The sequence below is a fragment of the Proteiniphilum sp. genome, assembly GCF_040307845.1.
Lineage (GTDB): Bacteria > Bacteroidota > Bacteroidia > Bacteroidales > Dysgonomonadaceae > Proteiniphilum.
In genome coordinates, this window is sequence record NZ_JAWRIS010000004.1 from 60416 (window position 1) to 83147 (window position 22732).

At 46.6% G+C, this 22732-nt stretch carries 23 protein-coding genes and 1 pseudogene; 14 read left to right on the forward strand and 10 right to left on the reverse strand.

Annotation, left to right across the window (positions count from 1 at the left end):
* Complete coding sequence (rnc, locus tag ABV001_RS00465; protein WP_352420985.1) at positions 1–801, forward strand: ribonuclease III; 801 nt, start codon at positions 1–3, stop codon at positions 799–801.
* 11 nt (positions 802–812) lie between these two features.
* Here the strand turns inward: rnc and ABV001_RS00470 are convergent, their stop codons facing one another.
* The 3 genes from ABV001_RS00470 to surE form a co-directional block, all read right to left on the reverse strand.
* The gene (locus ABV001_RS00470) at positions 813–1826 is read right to left on the reverse strand and encodes an ATP-dependent 6-phosphofructokinase (protein WP_352420986.1); all 1014 of its coding nucleotides are present in this window, start codon (positions 1824–1826) and stop codon (positions 813–815) included.
* 333 nt (positions 1827–2159) lie between these two features.
* A complete protein-coding gene (gene lpxB / locus ABV001_RS00475; protein WP_352420987.1) occupies positions 2160–3296 on the reverse strand; it encodes a lipid-A-disaccharide synthase in 1137 nt (378 codons plus the stop codon).
* Between the two features lie 10 nt (positions 3297–3306).
* A complete protein-coding gene (surE, locus tag ABV001_RS00480; protein WP_352420988.1) occupies positions 3307–4077 on the reverse strand; it encodes a 5'/3'-nucleotidase SurE in 771 nt (256 codons plus the stop codon).
* 85 nt (positions 4078–4162) lie between these two features.
* Between surE and ABV001_RS00485 the strand changes: the two genes are divergently transcribed.
* Positions 4163–5791, forward strand: a complete 1629-nt coding sequence (locus tag ABV001_RS00485) for an alkaline phosphatase (protein ID WP_352420989.1) — start codon at positions 4163–4165, stop codon at positions 5789–5791.
* A gap of 75 nt (positions 5792–5866) precedes the next feature.
* Here ABV001_RS00485 and ABV001_RS00490 read toward each other — a convergent pair whose 3' ends face one another.
* The 3 genes from ABV001_RS00490 to purD all read right to left on the reverse strand — a co-directional run bounded on the left by ABV001_RS00490 (position 5867) and on the right by purD (position 8892).
* Positions 5867–6370: a DUF4251 domain-containing protein gene (locus ABV001_RS00490; RefSeq protein WP_352420990.1), complete on the reverse strand. Its 504-nt coding sequence runs from the start codon at positions 6368–6370 to the stop codon at positions 5867–5869.
* Positions 6371–6564: 194 nt separating this feature from the next.
* Entirely contained in the window at positions 6565–7584 is a 1020-nt protein-coding gene (locus ABV001_RS00495) for a hypothetical protein (protein WP_352420991.1), read from the reverse strand.
* A gap of 33 nt (positions 7585–7617) precedes the next feature.
* Positions 7618–8892 (reverse strand): phosphoribosylamine--glycine ligase, encoded by a 1275-nt coding sequence (purD, locus tag ABV001_RS00500; RefSeq protein ID WP_352420992.1) that lies wholly within the window; start codon positions 8890–8892, stop codon positions 7618–7620.
* Between the two features lie 328 nt (positions 8893–9220).
* Between purD and ABV001_RS00505 the strand changes: the two genes are divergently transcribed.
* The 9 genes from ABV001_RS00505 to ABV001_RS00545 all read left to right on the forward strand — a co-directional run bounded on the left by ABV001_RS00505 (position 9221) and on the right by ABV001_RS00545 (position 19773).
* Positions 9221–10171: an NAD(P)H-dependent flavin oxidoreductase gene (locus ABV001_RS00505; RefSeq protein ID WP_352420993.1), complete on the forward strand. Its 951-nt coding sequence runs from the start codon at positions 9221–9223 to the stop codon at positions 10169–10171.
* 73 nt (positions 10172–10244) lie between these two features.
* Positions 10245–12461, forward strand: a complete 2217-nt coding sequence (locus ABV001_RS00510) for a S9 family peptidase (RefSeq protein ID WP_352420994.1) — start codon at positions 10245–10247, stop codon at positions 12459–12461.
* Positions 12462–12463: 2 nt separating this feature from the next.
* A complete protein-coding gene (locus tag ABV001_RS00515) occupies positions 12464–13288 on the forward strand; it encodes an MBL fold metallo-hydrolase (protein ID WP_352420995.1) in 825 nt (274 codons plus the stop codon).
* 13 nt (positions 13289–13301) lie between these two features.
* Positions 13302–14507 (forward strand): glycosyltransferase family 4 protein, encoded by a 1206-nt coding sequence (locus ABV001_RS00520; RefSeq protein ID WP_352420996.1) that lies wholly within the window; start codon positions 13302–13304, stop codon positions 14505–14507.
* A 29-nt stretch (positions 14508–14536) separates the two neighbouring features.
* On the forward strand, positions 14537–15991 hold the full coding sequence (locus tag ABV001_RS00525) for a lipopolysaccharide biosynthesis protein (protein ID WP_352420997.1): 1455 nt from the start codon (positions 14537–14539) through the stop codon (positions 15989–15991).
* 38 nt (positions 15992–16029) lie between these two features.
* A complete protein-coding gene (locus tag ABV001_RS00530) occupies positions 16030–16695 on the forward strand; it encodes a class I SAM-dependent methyltransferase (protein WP_352420998.1) in 666 nt (221 codons plus the stop codon).
* Positions 16696–16713: 18 nt separating this feature from the next.
* Entirely contained in the window at positions 16714–17922 is a 1209-nt protein-coding gene (locus ABV001_RS00535; RefSeq protein ID WP_352420999.1) for a glycosyltransferase family 4 protein, read from the forward strand.
* A gap of 189 nt (positions 17923–18111) precedes the next feature.
* Positions 18112–18627, forward strand: coding sequence for an META domain-containing protein (locus ABV001_RS00540; RefSeq protein ID WP_352421000.1), 516 nt, complete (start codon positions 18112–18114; stop codon positions 18625–18627).
* 411 nt (positions 18628–19038) lie between these two features.
* Complete coding sequence (locus ABV001_RS00545) at positions 19039–19773, forward strand: DUF4469 domain-containing protein (RefSeq protein WP_352421001.1); 735 nt, start codon at positions 19039–19041, stop codon at positions 19771–19773.
* Positions 19774–19959: 186 nt separating this feature from the next.
* Here the strand turns inward: ABV001_RS00545 and ABV001_RS00550 are convergent, their stop codons facing one another.
* A complete protein-coding gene (locus ABV001_RS00550; RefSeq protein ID WP_352421002.1) occupies positions 19960–20277 on the reverse strand; it encodes a hypothetical protein in 318 nt (105 codons plus the stop codon).
* Here ABV001_RS00550 and ABV001_RS00555 point away from each other — a divergent pair.
* Together ABV001_RS00555 and ABV001_RS00560 are read left to right on the forward strand one after the other, a co-directional pair.
* Positions 20276–20590, forward strand: a complete 315-nt coding sequence (locus ABV001_RS00555; RefSeq protein ID WP_352421003.1) for a hypothetical protein — start codon at positions 20276–20278, stop codon at positions 20588–20590. The two genes, ABV001_RS00550 and ABV001_RS00555, sit on opposite strands and share 2 nt — an antisense overlap.
* Before the next feature lie 97 nt (positions 20591–20687).
* Entirely contained in the window at positions 20688–21080 is a 393-nt protein-coding gene (locus tag ABV001_RS00560; protein ID WP_352421004.1) for a hypothetical protein, read from the forward strand.
* A gap of 104 nt (positions 21081–21184) precedes the next feature.
* Here ABV001_RS00560 and ABV001_RS00565 read toward each other — a convergent pair whose 3' ends face one another.
* On the reverse strand, positions 21185–21391 hold the full coding sequence (locus ABV001_RS00565) for a hypothetical protein (protein WP_352421005.1): 207 nt from the start codon (positions 21389–21391) through the stop codon (positions 21185–21187).
* Positions 21392–21690: 299 nt separating this feature from the next.
* Here ABV001_RS00565 and ABV001_RS17260 point away from each other — a divergent pair.
* Positions 21691–21889, forward strand: a pseudogene (locus tag ABV001_RS17260) (hypothetical protein); the annotation flags it as partial.
* Here ABV001_RS17260 and ABV001_RS00570 read toward each other — a convergent pair.
* Positions 21886–22314, reverse strand: coding sequence for a hypothetical protein (locus ABV001_RS00570; protein ID WP_352421006.1), 429 nt, complete (start codon positions 22312–22314; stop codon positions 21886–21888). The pseudogene ABV001_RS17260 and the gene ABV001_RS00570 overlap by 4 nt on opposite strands.
* 178 nt (positions 22315–22492) lie before the next feature.
* Positions 22493–22669 carry a hypothetical protein gene (locus tag ABV001_RS00575; RefSeq protein ID WP_352421007.1) on the reverse strand — a complete coding sequence of 59 codons (177 nt, stop codon included), beginning with the start codon at positions 22667–22669 and terminating at the stop codon, positions 22493–22495.
* Positions 22670–22732 lie beyond the last annotated feature (63 nt).

Below are 22732 nucleotides of genomic sequence, written 5' to 3' on the forward strand. Positions count from 1 at the left end.
GTGTTAAGAAGACTCGTAAAGAGGATCAAGGCTCTCCCGCACAGGGGAAAAGAGCCTTACCTCTCGTTTTATAATATCTTGGGATTCTATCCCGACAGGATAGATCTCTATAAAGAAGCCATGACTCACCGTTCTTCGTCCATCCGGTCGGAGAAAGGACGATGGGTGAATAATGAGCGTCTCGAATTTTTGGGAGACGCCATTCTCGATGCCATTGTCGCCGATATCCTCTATAAAGATTTCGAACATAAAAAGGAGGGCTTTCTTACCAGTACGCGATCGCGTATCGTACAGAGGGAAACGCTCAACAAACTGGCGGTGGACCTCGGGCTCGACAAGCTTATTGTTTCATCTACCCGCAACCTGGCCCACAATACCAATATATACGGTGATGCCCTGGAAGCCCTTATCGGTGCCATCTACCTCGACCAGGGGTACCGGGTAGCGAAGCAATTCGTATTTGAAACGATGATCAAGCAACACCTGAATATCGACAAGGTGTTGAAGAGTGAAGTCGATTTTAAATCCAGATTGATTGAATGGGGACAGAAAAACAGGGTTGACGTGCACTTCGAGGTAACCGATTCCACCTATGATGCGCAAAATAACCCGGTATTCTTCTCCTGCGTAAGGGTAGGCGGCAAAGAAATAGGTTCCGGGAAAGGATACTCTAAAAAGGAATCCCACCAGATGGCGGCAAAAGTAGCGATAAAAAAACTACGAGAAAGCAATGAACTGCAGGAAGCACTCGTAGAAACGACAAGAAATGAGCCACCCGCACCTTCTACGGATGACGAGTGACCTCCTCTCTTTCAGATACCGAATGAAATCCCCATCCGCTTACCTTGGGCTACAAGCTGATTATCGGGGGTGACCAACTTCAACTTACCGGCCACTTCCGAAAGGGGAACACTTGCAATTTCCGATCCAATTTTGGCGACCATTTGCCCGAATTTCCCTTCATGGATCAGTTCGGCCGCATGCCCACCCAGCAATGTACCCAGATTCCGGTCATAAGGAGACGGGGATCCACCGCGTTGAATGTAACCGAGCACCGTCTCACGTGTTTCATAACCGGTCTGCTGCTGGATCTCACGGGCAAAATAGGTAGCGGTATGCTCCTGGGTCGGCAATTCAATACCTTCTGCCACAGCGACAATTGAGTAGGCTTTTCCCATCTCCATCCGTTGATTGATCTTATCGATGACCACCTTCATGTTATACCCTAATTCCGGCAAGAGAATAATATCGGCACCTCCGGCCATTCCGGCATGAAGCGTGATCCATCCGGCATGATGTCCCATCAGCTCGATCACCATCACCCGGCGGTGCGAACTGGCGGTAGAGTGGAGCCTGTCGATCGCCTCGGTAGCAATGTTCACCGCCGTGTCGAACCCGAAGGTTACATCGGTCCCATATACATCATTATCGATAGTCTTGGGTATTCCTATCACATTCAGTCCCAACTCGGCAAGCATCCAGGTGGTACGTTGCGTGCCGTTTCCCCCGATACAAACCAGACAATCCAGGTCCAGCTCATGATAAGCATTCTTGATCTGCTCCCTGTCTTTCTCGTCGGGGGAGGTGATCATTTTACGGAATACTTTCTCCCGTGCCGTGCCCAGGATTGTGCCTCCCATATTCAGGATTCCCGACAAGGACGGATCAGTGAGTTCCACGATGTCCTTATACAATAATCCCGAAAAACCGTTCCGGATACCGATTACCTGCATGCCATAATCATTAATGGCCGTTTTTCCCACGCCACGTATGGTCGCGTTAATTCCGGGTGCATCACCGCCGGAAGTAAGAATACCTACTTTCATATGATTTATAAATTTTTAATTACCAGTTACAAATTACTAATTACTAATTACCAATTACTAATGACCAATTACCAATGACCAATGACTAATTATCAATCACCAGAGTCTTGGCTCTTAGTTCTTGGCTTTTGGTTCTTAACTCTTAATTCTTAATTCTTAACTCTTAACCAATTACTAATGACTAATGACTAATGACTAATTATCAATCACCAGAGTCTTGGCTCTTAGTTCTTGGCTTTTGGTTCTTAACTCTTAATTCTTAATTCTTAACTCTTAATTCTTAACTCTTAATTCTTAATGGCTAATGACCGAAGATGAATGGACCAAGCCCAATCAATCCTGGAGTTTGGCATAAACGACCGCTGCCGCCCTTTGTGATGCACCGGGTCCCCCCAGTATCTGCCGCATCTCTTCGTAGTTATCGAGCATATTCTGCCGGTAGCTCTGTACATGGAGTATCTGTTTTAACTCTTTACGGATATTATCCACGGTGAAAAAGCGCGCGAATAACTCTTTTACCACCTCGCGCCCACAGATCAGGTTTACCAGTGATATATAAGGTGTATGAAGGAGATGTTTGAAAACCCAATAGGTGAGCTTCGGCGTGGGCGTCTTATAGCAGACCACCTGGGGCACATTGAGCAGTGCCGTCTCCAATGTGGCGGTACCCGAAGTCACTAAAGCGGCATCCGACTGCGCCAGGATACGGTAGGTCTGGTTGAAAAGTACCTTTGCAGGAGGAAAGGAGCCAGTGAAATCGTCATAAAAAGAGGGATCGATACCCGGTGCTCCCGCCACAACCAACTGGTATCCCTCCGAATATTCTCTCATCGCTTCCAGCATGGAGGGCAGGTTGGCAGCGATCTCCTGCTTGCGACTCCCCGCCAGGAGGGCTATCATGGGTTTATTCTCCAACCCGTTCGCCTCTATGAATTGGGAAAAAGTCTCCTCTTTATGGTCACGTTGGGCAATGGCATCCACCGTGGGATTTCCCACATAATGTATATTGTATTGGTGTTTTTTGAAGAAATCGACTTCAAACGGCAAAATGGAGAGCATTTCATCCACATATTTCTTGAATGATTTCACCCGGTACTCTTTCCATGCCCATACTTTGGGAGATATATAATAGTAAACGGGAATACCCAGTTGAGTCTTTACATATTTGGCAATCTTCAGGTTAAAGCCGGGATAATCGACCAGGATTACCGCGTCGGGCCGGTATGCGGCAATATCCTCTTTACAGAAGGCAAGATTCCGAAGGATCGTACGCGCATTCAACAGTACCGGCATAATACCCATAAAGGCCATGTCGCGGTAATGCCTTACCAGCGTTCCGCCGGCAGTCTGCATCAAATCCCCTCCAAAGAAGCGGAAATCGGCCTCCTTGTCCAGATCACGCAACGACTGCATCAGATTGGACGCATGCAAGTCGCCCGAAGCTTCTCCTGCTATAAGATAGTATTTCATTTTAATGAGACTAAAGAGTAATCTTCCACTCTTTCAACTGGGGCAGGAAGTCATGAGCTGTCATATCGATCTTCACCGGTACAATAGCAGCATATCCGTTTACCAAAGCCCATTCATCGCTGTTATCATTCTCCTCTTCCCGGTTTTCGAAATTACCGGTCATCCAGAAGACATCCCTGCCTGAACCGTCTTTGGATCGGTGATACTCATTCACCCACTTGCCATGCGTCTGTGTGGTCATCCTGATCTCCTTCACTTCTCCGGCAGGGACATTCACATTCAGGCAGATCCCTCTGGGAAGCCCCTCCACAATCACTTTTTCAGCCAGTTTGCGGGCGATCTCCATGGTGAAGGAGAAATCGGCATCGGGGGTGAAGTCGCACAACGAGAAACCGATAGAGGGTATATCGAAAATACATCCTTCGATTGCGGCACCCATAGTACCGGAATAGATGACACTGATCCCCGCATTGGAGCCATGATTGATCCCCGAGACCAACAGGTCGGGCTTACGGTCCACGAATTCGTTCAATGCCAGTTTTACACAATCGACCGGCGTACCGTTGCAGGTATATACGGTCAGGTTTTCCTCTTTCCGGTGTAATCTTGCCCGAAGAGGATTGCTGGTAGAAATAGCGCTCGACATGCCCGAACGGTGCGAGTCTGGCGCAAATACAATCACTTCTCCTACATCTCTCATCGCTTCGGTCAACGAAACGATCCCTTTCGCCTGATACCCATCGTCATTGGTAACAAGTATCAGGGGTTTTCTATTCATCATTCTGTATATATCTTTTATAACAATGACAAATATAGTGTTATTTTTGTACCTTTGAATATCCATTCAACAACAAAATATCATTCCAATGAAAAAATTAAACATAATTTTTTGTTTACTCATCGCTTCCGTGGCAATTATCGCCCAGGAAGTGAAACCTGTAAAAAATGTGATCATGATGATCCCCGACGGCACTTCCGTGGGAGTTTATTCTGCCGCGCGGTGGTTCAAGTACTACCACGGCATGGAGGACAGACTCAATATAGATCCCTACTTCACGGGTACCGTCACCACTTTCTCATCGAACGCGCCGATCGGCGATTCCGCCCCCACCGGTTCATGTTACGCCACCGGGGTATTGCAACAGACAGGGAACGTGGCCATCCATCCGGAAGTTTCGGAAAATGACCTGTTTCCGGTGGATGCGTCCCGTACTTATCAACCCGCCGCCACCATCCTGGAAGCATCAAAGATCGAGAAAAAGAAAGCGGTAGGACTGGTCGTCACCTGCGAGTTTCCGCACGCCACGCCGTCCGACTTCTCCGCCCATCATTACAACAGGGGCAACTACAAGGCACTTGCACCGCAAATAGCCTATCAGAACATGGATGTGGTGTTCGCCGGGGGCAATGGCATCCTTACCGACGACATTAAAAGGCATCTCACAAACAATGGAACCACCCTCATCCAGGACGATAAAGAGGCGTTGCTCAATTACCGGGGTGACGGAAAAGTATGGGCGCTGTTCGGCGAAAAAGCGTTGCCCTATAATATCGACAGGAATCCCGACAAGGTACCTTCACTGGGTGAGATGACTCAAAAAGCATTGGAAGTACTGTCGAAGAACGAAAACGGTTTCTTCATGATGGTGGAAGGGAGCCAGGTGGACTGGGCGGCACACGCCAATGACGCGGCGACGATGATCGACGAATACCTTGCTTTTGACGAAGCGGTAGGGGTAGCGATGGCATTTGCCGAAAAAGACGGGAATACCGTTGTAGTAGTCGCCGCAGACCACGGCAATAGCGGCTTCACCATCGGTTCGAGAAGCTGCCCGGGATACGACAAACTCTCCATTGAGCAGCTTTTCGGCACGGTCTCCAATTACCGGCTAAGCGCCAACGGACTGGAATCGATATTGGTCGACACCAAACCCGAAGATATAAAAGCAGTATTCAAAGAATATACCGATATCGATATCACCGATGAGGAACTGGAAACATTGCTTGCCTCCAAGAACTACAAAGAAGCGGACTACATGAAAGTCGCCACAAGCAATAACCTGGCGCATAACATCGTGAACATACTGAATTCGAGAACCTGCTTCGGGTTCACTACCGGTGGGCATACCGGTGAAGAAGTGCTTCTCGCTTGTTACCACCCGCAAGGTGACGCGCTCAGGGGACATGTGAAGAATACCGACCTGAACCAATACCTGCAAAAGGTAACAGGGCTGGAGTCATCCCTACAGGAATTATCCGACCGGATTTTTGTCAAACATGACCAGGTCTTCGCCGGGATGAACTATTCAATAGACAAAAAGGATCCTGACTTCCCGGTACTTCGGGTGAAAAAGGGAAAGAACACGCTTGAAGTGAAAGCATTCTCATCCGTGGCCCAACTGAACGGGAAACCATTAGAGATAGGGTCCGTGACTGTCTATATCGACAAGAACGATACTTTTTATTTGCCGGCAGCTCTCGCCGGGAAATTATAGATTATCGTTCAATCACCATAAAACAAAAATCCACCTGGAAAGTGGATTTTTGTTTTTAGTCCTAACCTGTTGCGATCACTCTTTTTTCTTAACGACCACATCACCCTGGAAAGATATCGACTGCCTGTCGACATCGTCCACCATGAGGCGCGCCGTGCCATTCTCCCAAATATCGAAGCGGAAAGTCACGGGACGTCCCACATCACGCAGGGTAATCTCCACGTCCCAATTGTCTTTTTTCTTCCCCTTATCCACACGATATTCAAAATCCGTGCTCGTAAAACGGTATCCTCCTTCACTCGGGTTCATGGGCGCCCGATAGGCACGGCCGTAATAAGGCAGATAAGCTGCCACCGTATCAGGCGACACCTTCACATCATAATAGGGTGAAAGGTAAACCGACTTGTACCCGGTGGGATAAGCATAGGTGGCTTTAAACGTAAAATCGGGTATTTCCACCGCATTCCTCACATCGGTTGCCAGCTTTTCTTTTTCAACCGCTGTTTGCGCGCTTCCACAGGCATAAAGGAACAATATCCCCAGAAGCGCTGCCAATCCAAATAATGGGTTCTTTTTCATTATATCCTCCTCCTTCAATTAAGAAACTTACATACCACGAATCATCCTGTTCCCAGGAACGTAACCATGCGTCTCCTCCGAAAATCCCACTTTCCCCTACCCTAGAGGGTATCGTGAGGCGGGTTATTTTTCAGGAAATGACTTATCGGGGCAGACCCAACCATATAATAAACAGAGGAAAATGGCTTTTTGTTTTATAGAAGGGAAACCATTGAAGGGAGAAGGTGGGATAGATAGAGCAGTAACATCAACGACAACATGCCATACCCCACATAAATATGGTTCCTCAAGATCGTCCTTGAGTAGAAATAGGCATTCAGATAGGAAGCCAGGGTGAGGGAAAGCAACAAGAAGAAAAAAGTCTCCTTCCAGTAAACTATCTGGAGGAGCAATAGAAAAACAATCAGGAAAACCATGAACTGCATCAACGAGAGGGTGAGCGCCTTATCACGGCTATATATTTTGGTGCTGAGAACCATATTGGATATAAAAAACAATGCCACGAAGAATACTCCCCCCCACTCCAGCACGGAAAATCGGGGAATTTCGGGTGCTGAAAAGGAAACAAACTGCAGAAACGGCCTGACAAAACGGGGAATATCATCGAGCAGCCAATAGATGGAGAACAGCGTCACATACACAAGGAAGAGACCAAACAGGGATGAGGCAAACGAGCGGGACTGGGATCCCCTCATCGACCGCTCCCCGACCCACCACAAAGGCAGCAACATAAGCGCATATATCTGGAAGAGTGAAGCCACCGCGACCAGTATCGAAGCCCGAAAGGAACAAAGGTAAGCGTCCGGCTTCTGGTACGACTCCAGAAACGGGAAGAAGGCCAGAAGGACAAAAATAACAGCCATATAATCGCCCGACATCACCAAAAAATAGGGGTGAAGGCTTAATAAGAATAACGGTGCGGTAAAGGGGAGGTGAGACCGTGAACGGATAAGGTTGAACCTATTGTTTAACAGGGAAAGTATCCATGCTATAAGAAAGACGGACAGCGTGGAAGCGGCCAGTGAAACCTGCGGACGGTTAAAAAGATGGGCTACCGGTTCCCACACATAATTGTCTCCAATGGAAGCAATCAGGGGCATGCCCCCCGTGTAGAATAGGGCAAGCCGCATGCCGGTCATTCCAAAAGCGGCAAGCAGGGGAACAAAACGCCCCTCCACGAAAGCTGCACGGAATGATCTGACGACAGGATGCATGGACAACTTATATTATATATACCGATTATATTATTATATACCGAGATCGAAACCTATATCTCTCCTGAAATAGCTGTTGTTGAAACGGACCTTGGCGATATTCTTATAGGATGTCTCCAATGCTTCATCCATAGTCTTCCCATAGGAGGTGACCGAAAGCACCCGTCCTCCTGACGATACCACTTTTCCTTCCACATTTTTCGTGCCGGCATGGAAAACGAGGCTATCCTGTATGTCGTCCAGGCCCTCGATGGTCTTCCCATTTTCATATGTTCCAGGATATCCTCCGGCGACCATCATCACCGTTACGGCATAACGGTTGTCATACTCAAGTTCTTTCTCATCCAGGGTTTCCATAGTCACGGCCGTGAATAATTCCAGGAGATCCGACTTGATCAGGGGCACTACCACTTCCGTCTCCGGATCACCCAAACGTACATTGTATTCAATCACTTTCGGCTCGCCTTCCACATTGATCAACCCAATAAAAATAAACCCTTTGTAATCTATCTTTTCTTTTTGCAATCCTCCGACAGTCGGCTCCACAATCCGGCTACGCACTTTTTCCATAAACAGCTCATCCGCAAAAGGCACGGGTGACACTGCCCCCATTCCCCCGGTATTCAATCCGGTATCCCCCTCGCCAATCCGCTTGTAGTCTTTCGCCACCGGCAGGATCTTATATGATTTGCCATCCGTCAGCACAAAAACCGAGCACTCGATACCCGACAGGAATTCCTCTATCACCACCCTGTTGCTGGCAGTTCCGAACTTCCCGTTGAGCATCTCCCAGAGTAACCGCTTGGCTTCATTGAGATCCTCTACGATCAATACCCCTTTTCCGGCAGCCAACCCGTCTGCTTTCAGCACATAAGGCGGCGGAAGCGAATCGAGAAAGTCATTTCCCTCCATTACGCTGTCGAGAGTAACGGTTTTAAACCGTGCGGTAGGAATATTGTGGGTGGACATAAATCGTTTGGCGAAATCCTTGCTCCCCTCCAATTGCGCCCCTTTCCTCGATGGCCCGATAATAGCAATATGGCAGGCATCCTCATCTTCATGAAAGTAATCATAGACCCCCTCTACCAAGGGCACTTCCGGCCCAACCACGATCATATCGATATCATGGTCGAGTGAAAACCGTTTCATCGCACCGAAATCAGTCACCCCAATGTCGACATTCACACCCAACGATGCCGTACCGGCATTACCGGGAGCGATATAGAGATTATTCAAGAATCTGCTCTTTCGAATTTTCCATGCTAACGCATGCTCGCGCCCGCCGGAACCAAGAAGAAGGACGTTCATATATTTTAAATTACCAATTACTAATTACCAATTACCAATTATCGCGCGAAGTGCACTATCAGCATACAGTGCGTCTCCCCAGTCGCCAAGTCTCCCTCTCTCCCCTGTCACTTTCCCACCTTTCCACCTAGGCACCTAACCACTTACCCACTTAGGCTCCTAACCACTTACTCACTTAGGCACCTAACCACTTGCCCACTTAGGCACCTAACCACTTGCCCACTTTAAACCGCAAAGCTACTAAAAAAATGACTTTGTTCCACGACAATGAGGGAAAATCATCAGGAGGTTATTATCTTTGTAAGTTCAAGCAACAAATAGTTCAAACATGAATACAAACCGAATATCGGCCCTCTTTGGTATTCGCTACCCTATCATCCAGGCAGGAATGGTATGGTGCAGCGGCTGGAAATTGGCTGCGGCTGTGAGCAACGCCGGAGGGCTGGGACTGATTGGAGCGGGATCAATGCATCCCGACACATTAAGGGAACATATCTGTAAATGTAAGGCGGCCACCGGAAAGCCGTTCGGGGTAAACGTACCGTTGATGTACCCGCAGATCGAGGAGATCATGCAAATCATCCTCGAAGAGAAAGTACCGGTCGTCTTCACTTCGGCAGGCAATCCTAAAACATGGACCTCAACGCTTAAGGCGGAAGGGATTAAGGTGGCCCATGTGGTATCCAGCTCCCGTTTCGCCGTCAAATGCGCCGAAGCAGGCGTTGACGCTGTCGTTGCCGAGGGCTTCGAAGCCGGAGGCCATAACGGCCGTGAAGAAACCACCACTTTCACATTGATACCGCAGGTGAGAAAAGCAATCGATTTACCCCTGATCGCCGCCGGGGGTATCGCTTCGGGCGAGGGAATGGCCGCAGCATTTGCACTGGGAGCCGAGGGTGTGCAGGTAGGTACCCGGTTCGCGCTGACCCGGGAGAGCTCTGCCAGCGAGGCCTTCAAGCAACGGTGCATCTCCCTGAATGAAGGAGACACGGTATTATCCCTCAAGAAGGTGAGTCCCACGCGACTGGTAAAAAATGAGTTCTACCAACAGGTACAGCAACTGGAAGACCGCGGCGCCACGCCTGAAGAACTGCGTGAACTCTTGGGCAAAGGCCGCTCCAAAAGAGGTATCTTCGAAGGAGACCTATCGGAGGGAGAGCTCGAAATCGGGCAGATCGCTTCCCATATTAAAGAGATTATTCCGGCAGGAGAAGTAGTACAGCAGATAATGGAGGGGTTTCACCAGACAGCGAAAAGACTCTCTGAAACAGGGCTGTAGATCCCTCTTGTCAAGACAGGCATTATACAAGACAGGCATTATATTAGAGAGTAGTCACCTCGACTTACACAACATGCATAGACATTTTTTATTCATCCTGACATATCTTTTCGCCACAACGCTTGCCGCGCAGCAGACCAGGCAATTTACCCTGGAGGAACTCATACCGGGGGGTAAGGAGTACACCCGTTTCACTCCCCGGATTCCGACACAGTTCCAGTGGCATGGCGACCGGCTGATGGCGCTCCGCAACGACTCCGTATGGATTGTGAAAGACCTCACAAACCCGGCTGATAAGCAATTGTTCCTTACATTTGACAAAATTGGATTTGAAGAGGATTCAACCGGACAATCCGGACAGTCAAAAGAGTTCGAACAATCCAAACAATCCGGGCAATCCAAACAATCCAAACAATCCGGGCAGGTTATACGCCTCTCCTTCCCTGCCGACGGCAATCCGTTGATACAAGTGGTTATGGCCAACGGCACCGGACTGTTTGATACGGAGAAAATGGCCATGGAGGCTTTTTTCAGTTTTCCCGACAGCAGCGAAAACCATCTGCTCTCCCCGGACAACCACCATCTGGCCTACACCATCGGAAACAATCTCTTCATCAGGAACCGGGATGGTGAAGAGAGAGCCGTCACCCGGGAAGAAAACCCGGGTATTGTGTGCGGCCAGGCAGTACACCGCAACGAATTCGGCATCGACGGCGGCATATTCTGGTCGCCCGATGGCAAGAAACTGGCTTTCTACCGTATGGATGAGACCATGGTGACCGACTATCCACTGGTGGATATTTCAACACGGGTGGCCGAAGCGAAACCTGTCAAATATCCGATGGCGGGCATGAAAAGCCACCATGTGACCATCGGCATCCATGACACCGCTACCGGTGAGACTATTTATCTGAAAACGGGCACGCCCGATGAGCATTATCTCACCAACATTGCATGGAACCCCGATGCATCGTCGATATACGTTGCCGAGCTGAACCGCGGACAAAACCGGATGAAGCTGAACCGCTACCATGCTGCCTCCGGCGATTTCGACCGGACATTGTTCGAAGAGATCAATCCCTGGTATGTGGAACCGGAACACCCCGTGCTCTTTACCGACAGCAAGGGAGACCAATTCATCTGGCAGAGCAGGAGGGACGGCTTTAACCACCTCTATCTCTACGACCGGTCGGGAAAACTGAACCGTCAACTCACCCGGGGAGATTGGGAAGTGACCGATATCATCGGCATCGACAAGAAAGGAGAAAACCTCTATTTTGTATCGACCGACCCCACGCCGATGGAACGGCATCTCTACAGCGTGGAGCTGAAGAACGGCAAGACCACGCATCTCAGCACTCAACCGGGCATCCATTCGGGAGCCATAAGCCACTCGGGAAGATACTTCACCGACCGGTTCTCGGCGCACGATAACCCGGGAGAGATCCGGCTCATAGACATCCGCAAAGGAAAATCCACCCTCCTGGCGGCGGCAGACAACCCCTATGAAGGCATTGAGATGCCTCCGGTGGAATCGGGCACCATCAAGGCGGCGGACGGCAGTACCGACCTCTACTACCGGTTGGTGAAGCCGGCCGGTTTCGATGCTTCTAAAAAATATCCCGTGGCGGTCTATGTATATGGAGGACCCCATTCCCAGATGGTAAGCAATCGCTGGCGATATGGCTCCGGCGGATGGGAGACCTACATGGCGCAAAAAGGATACCTGGTGTTCGTAATGGATAACCGCGGCACTTCTTACAGGGGCGCTGCCTTTGAGCAGGTAACGCACCGCCAACTGGGCGTGGAAGAGGCCAAAGACCAGAGGAAAGGGGTGGAATACCTTCACTCCCTCCCCTATGTGGACAAGGAAAGGATGGGAATACACGGCTGGAGCTATGGCGGTTTCATGACCATCAACCTGTTGCTCCGCTATCCCGGCCTCTTCAGGGTGGGTGTTGCCGGAGGACCGGTGATCGACTGGAAATATTATGAGGTGATGTATGGCGAACGCTATATGGATGAACCGGATGAAAATCCGGAAGGGTATGCCGAAAGCAGCCTCTTACCCAAAGCCGGTCAATTGAAAGACCGTCTGCTCATCATCCATGGCGACGAAGATCCCACTGTGGTGATGCAGCACAGCCTGCAATTCCTGAAGGCATGTATCAAGGCGGGCACACACCCCGATTTCTTTATCTACCCCGGCCACGGACACAATATGATGGGACCTGACCGGGTGCATCTACATGCGCATATAACCCGTTACTTTGAAGATTTTATCGATTAGCCATGCAGTACGAACTTTTTCCATCGGAACAAATCTCTTTCTTCAGCCTGAGCAGCGGCAGTTGCGGCAATAGCTACTATCTGGGGAATTCCCATTGGGGTATCCTAATCGATGCCGGCATAGGGCCGCGCGTCATCAAGAAGCGGCTTGCACATTATGGGATCGAACTCTCATCGATCTTGGCGATCCTGGTCACACACGACCATTACGATCATATTAAATCGGTGGGTTACCTCGGGGAAAAGCTGCATATCCCGGTCTATGCCACCCGCGAGGTACACAGGGCAATCATAAACCACCCCCTTGTCCGCAACAGCCTCAACGGATCAACCCAATATATCGAGAAAGGAAAACCGTTTCAGATTGAAGATTTCCAGATCACCGCTTTCGACGTACCCCACGATAGTGTGGACAATTCCGGCTTCTTTATCCGGTTCGGCGACCATAAGTTTACCCTGGCCACCGATGTGGGCAGCATTACCGACGAAGTGGCCTATTATATCTGCAAAGCCAATCACCTCGTCATCGAGACCAATTACGATGAAGAAATGCTCAACAACGGCCGTTATCCCTATCATTTGAAACAACGTATCTGTTCCGGATCGGGACACCTGAGCAACCGGCAGACTGCCGAGTTCCTGGCCAATAACTACTCGCCGGACCTCCGGAATATCTGGCTATGCCACCTCAGCGGCGATAATAACAATCCCGAGCTGGCTTACCGGACGGTAGAGGAACAGCTCACACAAAAAGGTATAAAGGTGGGCAAACAGGTATCGCTACAGGTACTACGGCGGAATATATTATCCTCTAAAACCGATTTTTAAATCCGCCCTGTTTATGAAGATTCTCTACACTTTTGGTGGTATTCCTCCCTACTTCGATGCCCAGTTGAACAAATTGGTACAAAAGGGAGTGGACACGGTGGTGGTAATCCCCAAGGGAAAAAGCCCGGTGCTCGGTAAAGGTGTAAAGGTAATCGATTCCCGAAACAGCACCTATCAAACGATTCAAACAGATGAGGAATTATCTGTTTTCAGGAAACCCTACTTTCCCCACTTACCCGATATCATCCGTACAGAAAAACCCGATATCTTAGTGACCGTCTGGCCATATTTCCTGCAATTTTTTTTCCAACCGGCTTTGCGAAAAGTATTAAAATCCACGCATACCAGGTTTGTCATCCGCGAAATCCCTTTCAGGGTGCCTCCTTATGGCAAGGTGTTCTCTTATTTCAAAAAGCACCGCTTCTTCGACGAAGACATGAAATTGCTCAACAAAGGTGCCGGTTTCATTTTGCGGCAATGGATAACCATGCAAATACGGAGGTATTGTTACAAAAGGGCGGATGGTGCGCTCGCTTATGCCTCCCTTGGAAAAGAATTGATGCCCACCTATGGCATCGCACCCGAGAAAGTATTTGTGACATACAACTCGAATAATACAGATGCTATGTTTAGCATGAAAAGAGAGCTGTCACAAAAAAATAACATATTAAAAAAGAGTGATTACCGGATCGTCCATGTGGGACGTCTGGTAAAATGGAAACGGGTCGATCTGCTTATCGATGCCTTTTCCAAAATCGCCCCTTCCTTTCCCCGGGCAGAATTGGTAGTAATAGGGGGTGGCCCGGAAATGGAAAATCTAAAAGAACAGGCTGTCGGGTTGCATCTCGGTGAAAAGGTTGTTTTCACCGGAGCCATTCATGACAATGAAACCATTGCCTTCTACCTCTCTGCTTCGGCCATCTATGTTTTGGCAGGCATGGGGGGATTGTCCATCAATGACGCGATGACCTTCGGTCTGCCGGTCATCTGCTCGGTTTGTGATGGCACGGAACACGACTTGGTCGTTCCCAACAAAAACGGGTTTTTCTTTGAAGAAAACGATGTGGATGGCCTTGCGGACAAATTGCTTATACTCCTAAAAGATCCCTCCCTGGCCTCAAGGATGGGAGAGGAATCCTGGAAGATCATCCGCGACAAGGTCAACCTCGACACGGTCAGTGATCGTTACATCAATGCTTATAAAAATATCCTGGCATAATTATCTTTGTAGATGACAAATTTCGCGACATGGCAAAAACACTCAAGGAAAAAAGCATAAGCGCACTTATCTGGAGCACCTTCGACAAGGTGTTCTGCCAGATTACTTACGCAATCTCCGGGATCATCCTGGCGAATAAACTCTTTCCTGAGGATTTTGGCGTGATAATGATTATTACCGTCTTCTCCGCTTTCATCACTATTTTCGTTGATAGTGGATTCAACGTCGCACTCATCCAGCACAAGGAGACTACCGACAGGGATTACCAGAGCGTTTTCTCTTTCAATCTGGCCATCAGTATCTTATTATACACTTTACTCTTTTTTTTGGCTCCCGCCATCAGCCATTATTACGACGACATACGGTTGATTCCTCTTTCCCGGGTAATGTTTCTCACTGTTATTATCCAAGCTTTCGGTTTAGTACAAAGCAGCATCCTTATGCGGGAGATGAAGATGAAAGCAGTGGCTTTGGCAAATATGATCCCTTTACTCATCTCAGGAGGCACTGCTATCGTGTTGGCACTGATCGGCTTGGGTATATGGACATTGGTGATACAAGCGTTGGTACTGGCTTCAACCCGCACCCTTTTTCTCTGGATACAGAACTCATGGCGCCCTACATTTATATTTGACTGGGCATCATTAAAAAAAATGTACACCACCGGAAAAAACATATTCCTGACCTCCTTCACCAATACAATCTTTCAAAGTCTGTATCCGTTAATTATCGGATCAAGATACAGCCTCCATCAACTGGGTTATTATGCACAGGCCGACAAATGGTCAAGAATGGGATATATTTCATTGCTACAAGCATTCGGACAGTTTCTTCTGCCTTCTTTGTCTTCCATTCAAGATGACAAAGAGCGGATGAAGCGCGTCTTCGGCAAAACAAACCGAATGGCTGCTTATTTTATCATCCCTTTCTTTGCTGCACTAATCGTAGCTGCGGAGCCCATATTCCATATCTTTTTCGGGACAAAATGGGATTCTTCCATTCCTCTGTTTCAGATTTTACTGGTCAAAGGAATATTTTTCGTGCTGGTCACGCTACAAAACAACTACCTCATCGCACGAGGAAAGACAAGAATCGTATTTTACATCGAATTGGTGAAAAATGCCATTATCCTGATCGCTATTTTCGTGACGGTCGGCATTAGCATTCCCGCACTGGTGATAGGGCAAGCAGTGGCAGCAATCATACAATACTTTATCGGTATTTTTGTTACAGCCCGGGGCACCGGATACGACGTAAAACGCCAATTACTGGATATTTTACCGTATATGGTTATCAGCACTGCTATGTGCTGTCTCCTTATGGTGTTTCCAATGATCATTAAGAATGATTTTTTAATGCTTGGCACACAGATCGGCGTCGGGGGATTATTCTATTTCACGGTAAACAAGGCATTGCATTCTACCATCCAACAGGATGTGGTTCAACTGGTAAAAGATAGGATGAAGAACTCTTTCACAAGGTAAATGATTCCAATTAACAACAATACAAAATTACAAATACAATGTTCCACTTAAAGAATGGGTCTTATTACGCCCGAAATGAATTATTAAAAGCCATAAAGAACTATGCACATTACATAAACGGCAAGACGTTGGATGTGGGTTGCGGCAACAAACCCTACAAAAACCTGTTTAATTACAGCGAGTATATTGGAATTGATTTTGAAGGGGCACATGACCATTCGAACGAGGATATCGACTTGTTTTATGATGGAAAGAATTTTCCATTCAGGGATAATGATTTTGACAGTGTTGTATGTACTCAAACGCTCGAACATGTGAATGATCCCAACAACCTGGTAAAAGAAATCCATAGGGTGCTAAAAAACGAAGGGATACTTCTTTTGTCTGTCCCTTTTATATGGGGTGAACACGAAAAACCACATGATTACACCCGTTATACTTCTTTCGGGCTGAAACACCTTCTGGAACAGACCGGATTTGAGGTATTGGAGCAATGTAAAACCCTCCAGGATATTCGTGCCATATACCAGTTAAAGAACTTCTTTATCTTCACCAAAGAGAACATAAAAAGAAACCGGATCTCAAAATATTATCATGGTTTTTTATTGTTCTATAATAATATAGTGGGAGCCATCAGATATGCTATCAGTAAACAACGCAGCGATATTTTTATTGATAATGTGATTGTTTGCAAGAAAAAATAAAAAAGTGAATTATTGTCGATGAAAATAGGTATCGTGACATACAGCCTGAGTGCCGGCGGCGGAGTCAGCACGTTTGTCCTGAGCTTGGGGAAATATTTTTCCTCATTGGGACATGACGTTACCATCATCACCGAACAATCACAAGGCGTATGGTATTCTGAAATCGCCCGGTCAGGATTACAATCCGATTATATGAATATAGGAGAGATGGAATGGTTTCCTTTCGGTAAATTTATCTATTCATCCATGATTGGAAAATTACTTAGGCGGGGGCAATATGATGTAATCATACTAAATCACAGTCTTTTTGCCCAACTTTCTGCCCACAAGTTCAACGAAAAAAGCATCATACTATCTGTTGTCCACAATGACAATTATGGTGTTTACCTGGTCGCAAGCCGGAATATGAATAATATAGACGGCGTTTCATGTGTGAGTATGGCCGCTTACGAAGGATCCCGTCAATACATTGATATACAAAAACTTTACTGCATCCCCAATGGCATTGAGCTACCGGGTATGCACATGGGTTCCTTAACCCGCAATAACTTTCGAACCATCAAGATAATCTTTGTCGGCAGACTAAACCACGCACAAAAAGGTATTTATTTCATCCCGGAAATATTGGAATTGTGCAGAAAGAAAGCTGCATTCCCTTTTGAACTGACCATTGTGGGAGATGGCCCCGATAAAAAGACACTGATAAGGCTTTTGAAAGAAAAGGGTGTCGATAATTTGGTCACATTCCGGGGTACTATCGCAAGGGAAGAGGTATATCAATTATACCAGTCACATCATATTTTCCTGATGACCTCTTTTTATGAAGGCTTACCCCTTACTTTAATCGAAAGCATGTCGTGCGGATGCGTTCCGGTTGCCTCGTATTTGGAAAACATTACGGACAATTGCGTAAAAGATGGCGTATACGGTTTTCTTCCCCGAGTTGGAGAAACACAGGCTTTTGCCGACGCCATCATCAAGTTAGGCAGTAACCCGGATAATCTTATCAAAATGAGCAAATTGTGTGCAGAAAAAGCAGCAACAGATTTTTCGGTCGAAAGGATGGGGAATGACTATCTGAAGTTGATCCATGAATTACAGGAAAAAAGGTTATCCGGAGAATATAGTCCGGTCGGGTTTAAACTATCCAATTTCCATTGGAAAGACTTTTTCCCGGATAAGCTGATTATAGCGATAAAAAGATTGATGACAAGAATCAAAAAATAGCCTGACACCTTTGTTAATTATAAATACACAAAACATCAATTAATTTTCATTTATTTAACCATATAACTATTGCAAAATAGGGAAATTTTTCTTTATTTTGAGTCGTTATGAATATTGCCACCTAATTAACTAAAATAAACAGAGAATATTGTTCTCAATGGTATGAGGCCGGCTAAAAACGAGAAATCTATGAAAACAACCCATATTAACCACAACGTATTAAAGGTGCAATTAATTATTGCAGCATTACCATTCCTTATTGCCAATTGCGACCGGAGTGAACAATTGCTGCCGCCCGACCAACCCCTCGTGGGCACGGTGTGGAAGCTGGAGGGTTTCGGTTCGCCGGATACCAGCGCACTAATCATCCCCCAGCCGGTCAGTGAATATAACTACCAGTTGTTACTTGAGTCCGGCGGCAATGCTTATGGCAAAAGTTCCGTCAACCATATGGCGGGAAAATACATGTGTGACGAAGAAAAGCGGACGCTCGGCATTGACATGCAAGTCCTGACCTATGCGCTGGATACACCGGACGGACAGTTATATATTGAACGCCTGTCGAAAATATACCGTTATGAAATGCAAGGCGATATCTTGCGATTATATCATCCGGAAGGATACCTGCAATACCGTCCCGCGGGCGATAACGCTTCTTTCCGGGAAAAAATCACCGGGCTTTTCGGGGAAACCGGATGGCTGTAAATAATGACACTAATTTATATATGAAAGAAAGGAGGTAGTATAATAAAAAGGGATGATTTTCCCATTTGCTTTTAATCTGAACGGCACCTTGACTTTGTAATGCGTTGCACTCGGTTACCGATATATTACAAAGTATCTTTGAAAGGTTATAAATGAGTTACATCTAATACGAATCCTGCAAACAATTTATAATCATGCGCGGAACTCCTTTCAGGTGTTCCTGAATATGTTTGACACAAAAAAAGAACCTCAAAGAATTGAAAGCCGAGGTAGACAACTTGAATACCAAACTACTATCCGGGAACCCACCCAGTTCAGGGATTGTCAACGCCCTTGCGGAAAATAATAAACCAAAATGATCATCCGCACTAAGGATGAATATGTATCATTAATAAAAAAAATCAAACTATTATGGCAACAACCGAAAAAAACAAGGTAATGGTAGAGTTGTACGACCTACCCATCACGGAACGTAAAGACGACCGTTTTGGTCGCGTTGTGACCAGCAAATCGCTCAACGAAGACGACTTGATCAAGACGGCGGTAGCCCGCCGTACCGACCTGAACGCCACTACTCTCAAAGCATCCATCGAGATCCTCAAGCAAATAGCCATCGAAGAAGTATGCAACGGGGCCTCCGTGGCTTTCGGCCTGGGCTTTTTCGGGCTGAAGGTCAACGGCGTGTTCACGGGCGACAACGCCCAATGGGACAGCACAAAACACAGCCTTGGGGTAAGGGTTATACCGAACGTGAATTTACGGAAAGCCGTTGAGACAACAGGTGTCAACATACGCGGGCTGGCCGTCTCCGGCACTGTGATCAATTCGGTAACGGATGTGGCTTCCGGCGAAGAGAACGGTACACTCACGCCCGGTGGCGGCGTCAACCTCACAGGCACACGGATAAGGATCGAAGGCGAAAACCCGTCGGTAGGGCTCAAGCTCGTGAATATGGAAACGGATGCGGAAACAGCCATTCCCGCCACTTCCATACTGACGAACGACCCATCAAGAGTTACGTTCATTGTGCCGGCCGATCTCCCCGAAGGGGATTACCAACTGGTGCTGACCACGCAGTTTTCAGGCGTCAAAACGCCATTGAAAGAACCCCGTTCATACGAGTTTGGATACCCATTGAACGTATAATCTCATCAGGCTTATGGGTTGTCTATAAGCCGGCTTATGGATCGTCTATATGCCGGCTTACGGATTGTCTATAAGCCGGCTTATGGATCGTTCGACATTAGGCGGTCGATTTGTTCGATTAGACTATCGGTTTTCCGGCATCAAACAATCCAGCTTGCCAGTGAAACATTGATATCGCCATATCTTTTAATCCCAACCTGCCGGAACAGGATTCGTCCTTTCCGGCGGGTTTATCCCGGAAGAGGGGTCTTGGATATTGAAAACTACCGGCTGATAATGGATTACTGATAACGCCAACACGATTCCAAACTTCCTGACCATGATTTTCGAACAGTTGATCAATGAAAACAGGCAGGCTTTCACTGAAAAAGTGGAGGAGATCTGCGCATACTTAGGCATCGATCCCGACTGGCTGATGCTGGTGATGTGGTTCGAGACGGCCGGCACACTGGACCACCGTATCGTCAACAAGACATCGGGGGCGACGGGGCTGATCCAGTTCATGCCGGCCACGGCGCGGTCGCTGGGTACGACTACCGGGCAACTGCGCCGGATGAGCAATGTGGAACAACTGGACTGGGTGCGACGGTACCTGGCCCCTTACCGCGGGAAAATGGGAAACTGGCTGGATGTCTACTGCGCAGTGTTCTGGCCCGCCGCCATAGGCAAGCCGGACGATTATGTGATCACATCGGACAAGGTAGCCCGGCAGAATCCCGCACTGGATATCAATAAGGATCTGGACATCCACAAGTGGGAGATCCGGGAGGCGTTGCAAAGGTCGATACCGCGACAATACAAACATTTGTTCGAATGAAAAACGGCAACACCCTCCGGAAAACAACCCAAGCCACCGGTGGAATGGATAATCATGGCGAATGGATAATCATAACGATCAAACAAATGAGTGGCAAATGAAAACACAATATGCGCTACTTTTTATCATTCTCTGCATCACTTTACACGGATGCAAGACGCGCACCGTGTATATGCCCGTGGAGCGCACCGTCACCGAATACAAGGACCGACTGAGGCTCGACAGCATTTTTTACCGCGACACGATCAGTATGTTCCAGCGCGGGGATACAGTTTACAAGGATGTGGTCCGCTGGCGCGAGCGGTTTGTACGTGACACGGTATACCACCAACGGGTGGACAGCATCCCGGTCGTCGTTGAAAAGGAAGTCCCGGTGAATTACCTCACCAAATGGCAACAAACCAGGCTGCATATCTTGAATGTGGTAGCGGCATTGCTACTGGTGTACCTGGCCTACAGGATAGGCCGGAAATTGAAAAGTACCCGATGATACATAAAGGGAAACCCCTGCCGGGATTTCCCTTTATAAATGCCTTTGGCAAGTCGTTCCAAAACATTGTAACCCGCCATAAGCGACAAAATCTTGCTTATCTTTTATATAATCTTCCTCATTCCTTTTTCAACCCTGACAATCGCCTCATCCATTGAAATGGCCCTGTGGAAATCTTCCGGCAGATCATTCTGCCTTGTCAGTTCAAACATTTCGGATCTTCCTCTTTGGATAATTACCGTTTCAGTCCTGGCAGTATCCAGATATTTTTTCATATTATTGCGTAATTCCGCCGAACTAATTACTTTCATCGTTATGAACTTTAATGATTCAACGTGCATTACAGTGTATAACTGTAATATTCTCCTTTTACTCAAACAAATTATCCGGTGATTTGCAGTAATTCCGAAAATAAATATTTTTGATTCCCTATTCAAGATTGGGCATAGCTCCATTCTGCCTCGGTTTCTCTCCCCTACCTTCAAAACCGGAAACTTGTGAAGCATTAATATATACGTGATCACTAATGTCCCTTAATTATATTTAATTCATATCGTTATATATCACATATACAAAGAAATAACGGATATTATCCGAAATTTCGGATAATATCCGTTATCTTCTTGGACATGCTTCGATACACTACAGATGTGTATGCAAGAGCTGACTCTATGGCTAAAAGGGAGGCGCTTGAGAAAGCTTACGAGAATATGCCACCTAAGATAGATAGGGAATGGGAAAAGGATAAAGTCAATAGCACTCGTCAATCTACTCCACATAATATTGGTTATGACAAGAATACGAATTAATGTTTATGATAGCTATTTGTATGTATTTTAATAAAGTTACTCTTCAAAAATATAGCCAAAAAAAGAACTGGCATAAGAGCTAATATAATAGTTATCGGAAAAACTTTACTCGGAATAATTTCAAGTATATTACTTAATATAAATATAAATACAACAATGCTGATACAAGATAAATTATAAGCATTAGGGATCAATTTTTTTATACTAATATTTAATACTTCATCATTTTCTAAAGTTACTTTTTTCTTAGTTTTATACCAAAAACCATCACTTACATTTAATTCATAAGTTCCTTCCTTCATGTGGATGGCTTTTAAATCATGAGAATTTAGTTTAATATTTGATTCTCCTACTGACACATAAAAGCGGGAATAGAGAAACCCGCAATTTTCATCATTTTTTAAAATAATATTATTTTCATTCATAAGCTGAAACCGTATCAGTTTAACACATACGGGCTGCAATACTTAGTCCTATCGCAGAAGGTGCGCAAATCCAAATAAGTTGGCCATATCGTTTTTCTCTGTGAGATAAACGCTTCCCTGCGTATTATAGAATTCAAAAGCTATAGCATACATATTTGATATTATTTTCTAATAAATATCATGATGCCGGTAAAAAATACCTTTCTTCACCAAAAAAAATTCTACCCAACTGATCTTTAATGGCGATGACAATACCTTTGAATGGATTTTTTTCAATGTCGATAATTTCGCCCTCTATCCACTCCGGTTCTCCTGTAAGCTTCGGAGAAACTTTTGCCTTATCTCCCTTTTTCATCACTTTGAATTTTATTGTCCATTGCAAAGATAGTTATTTATCTGAATTTTACAGCTTATTACT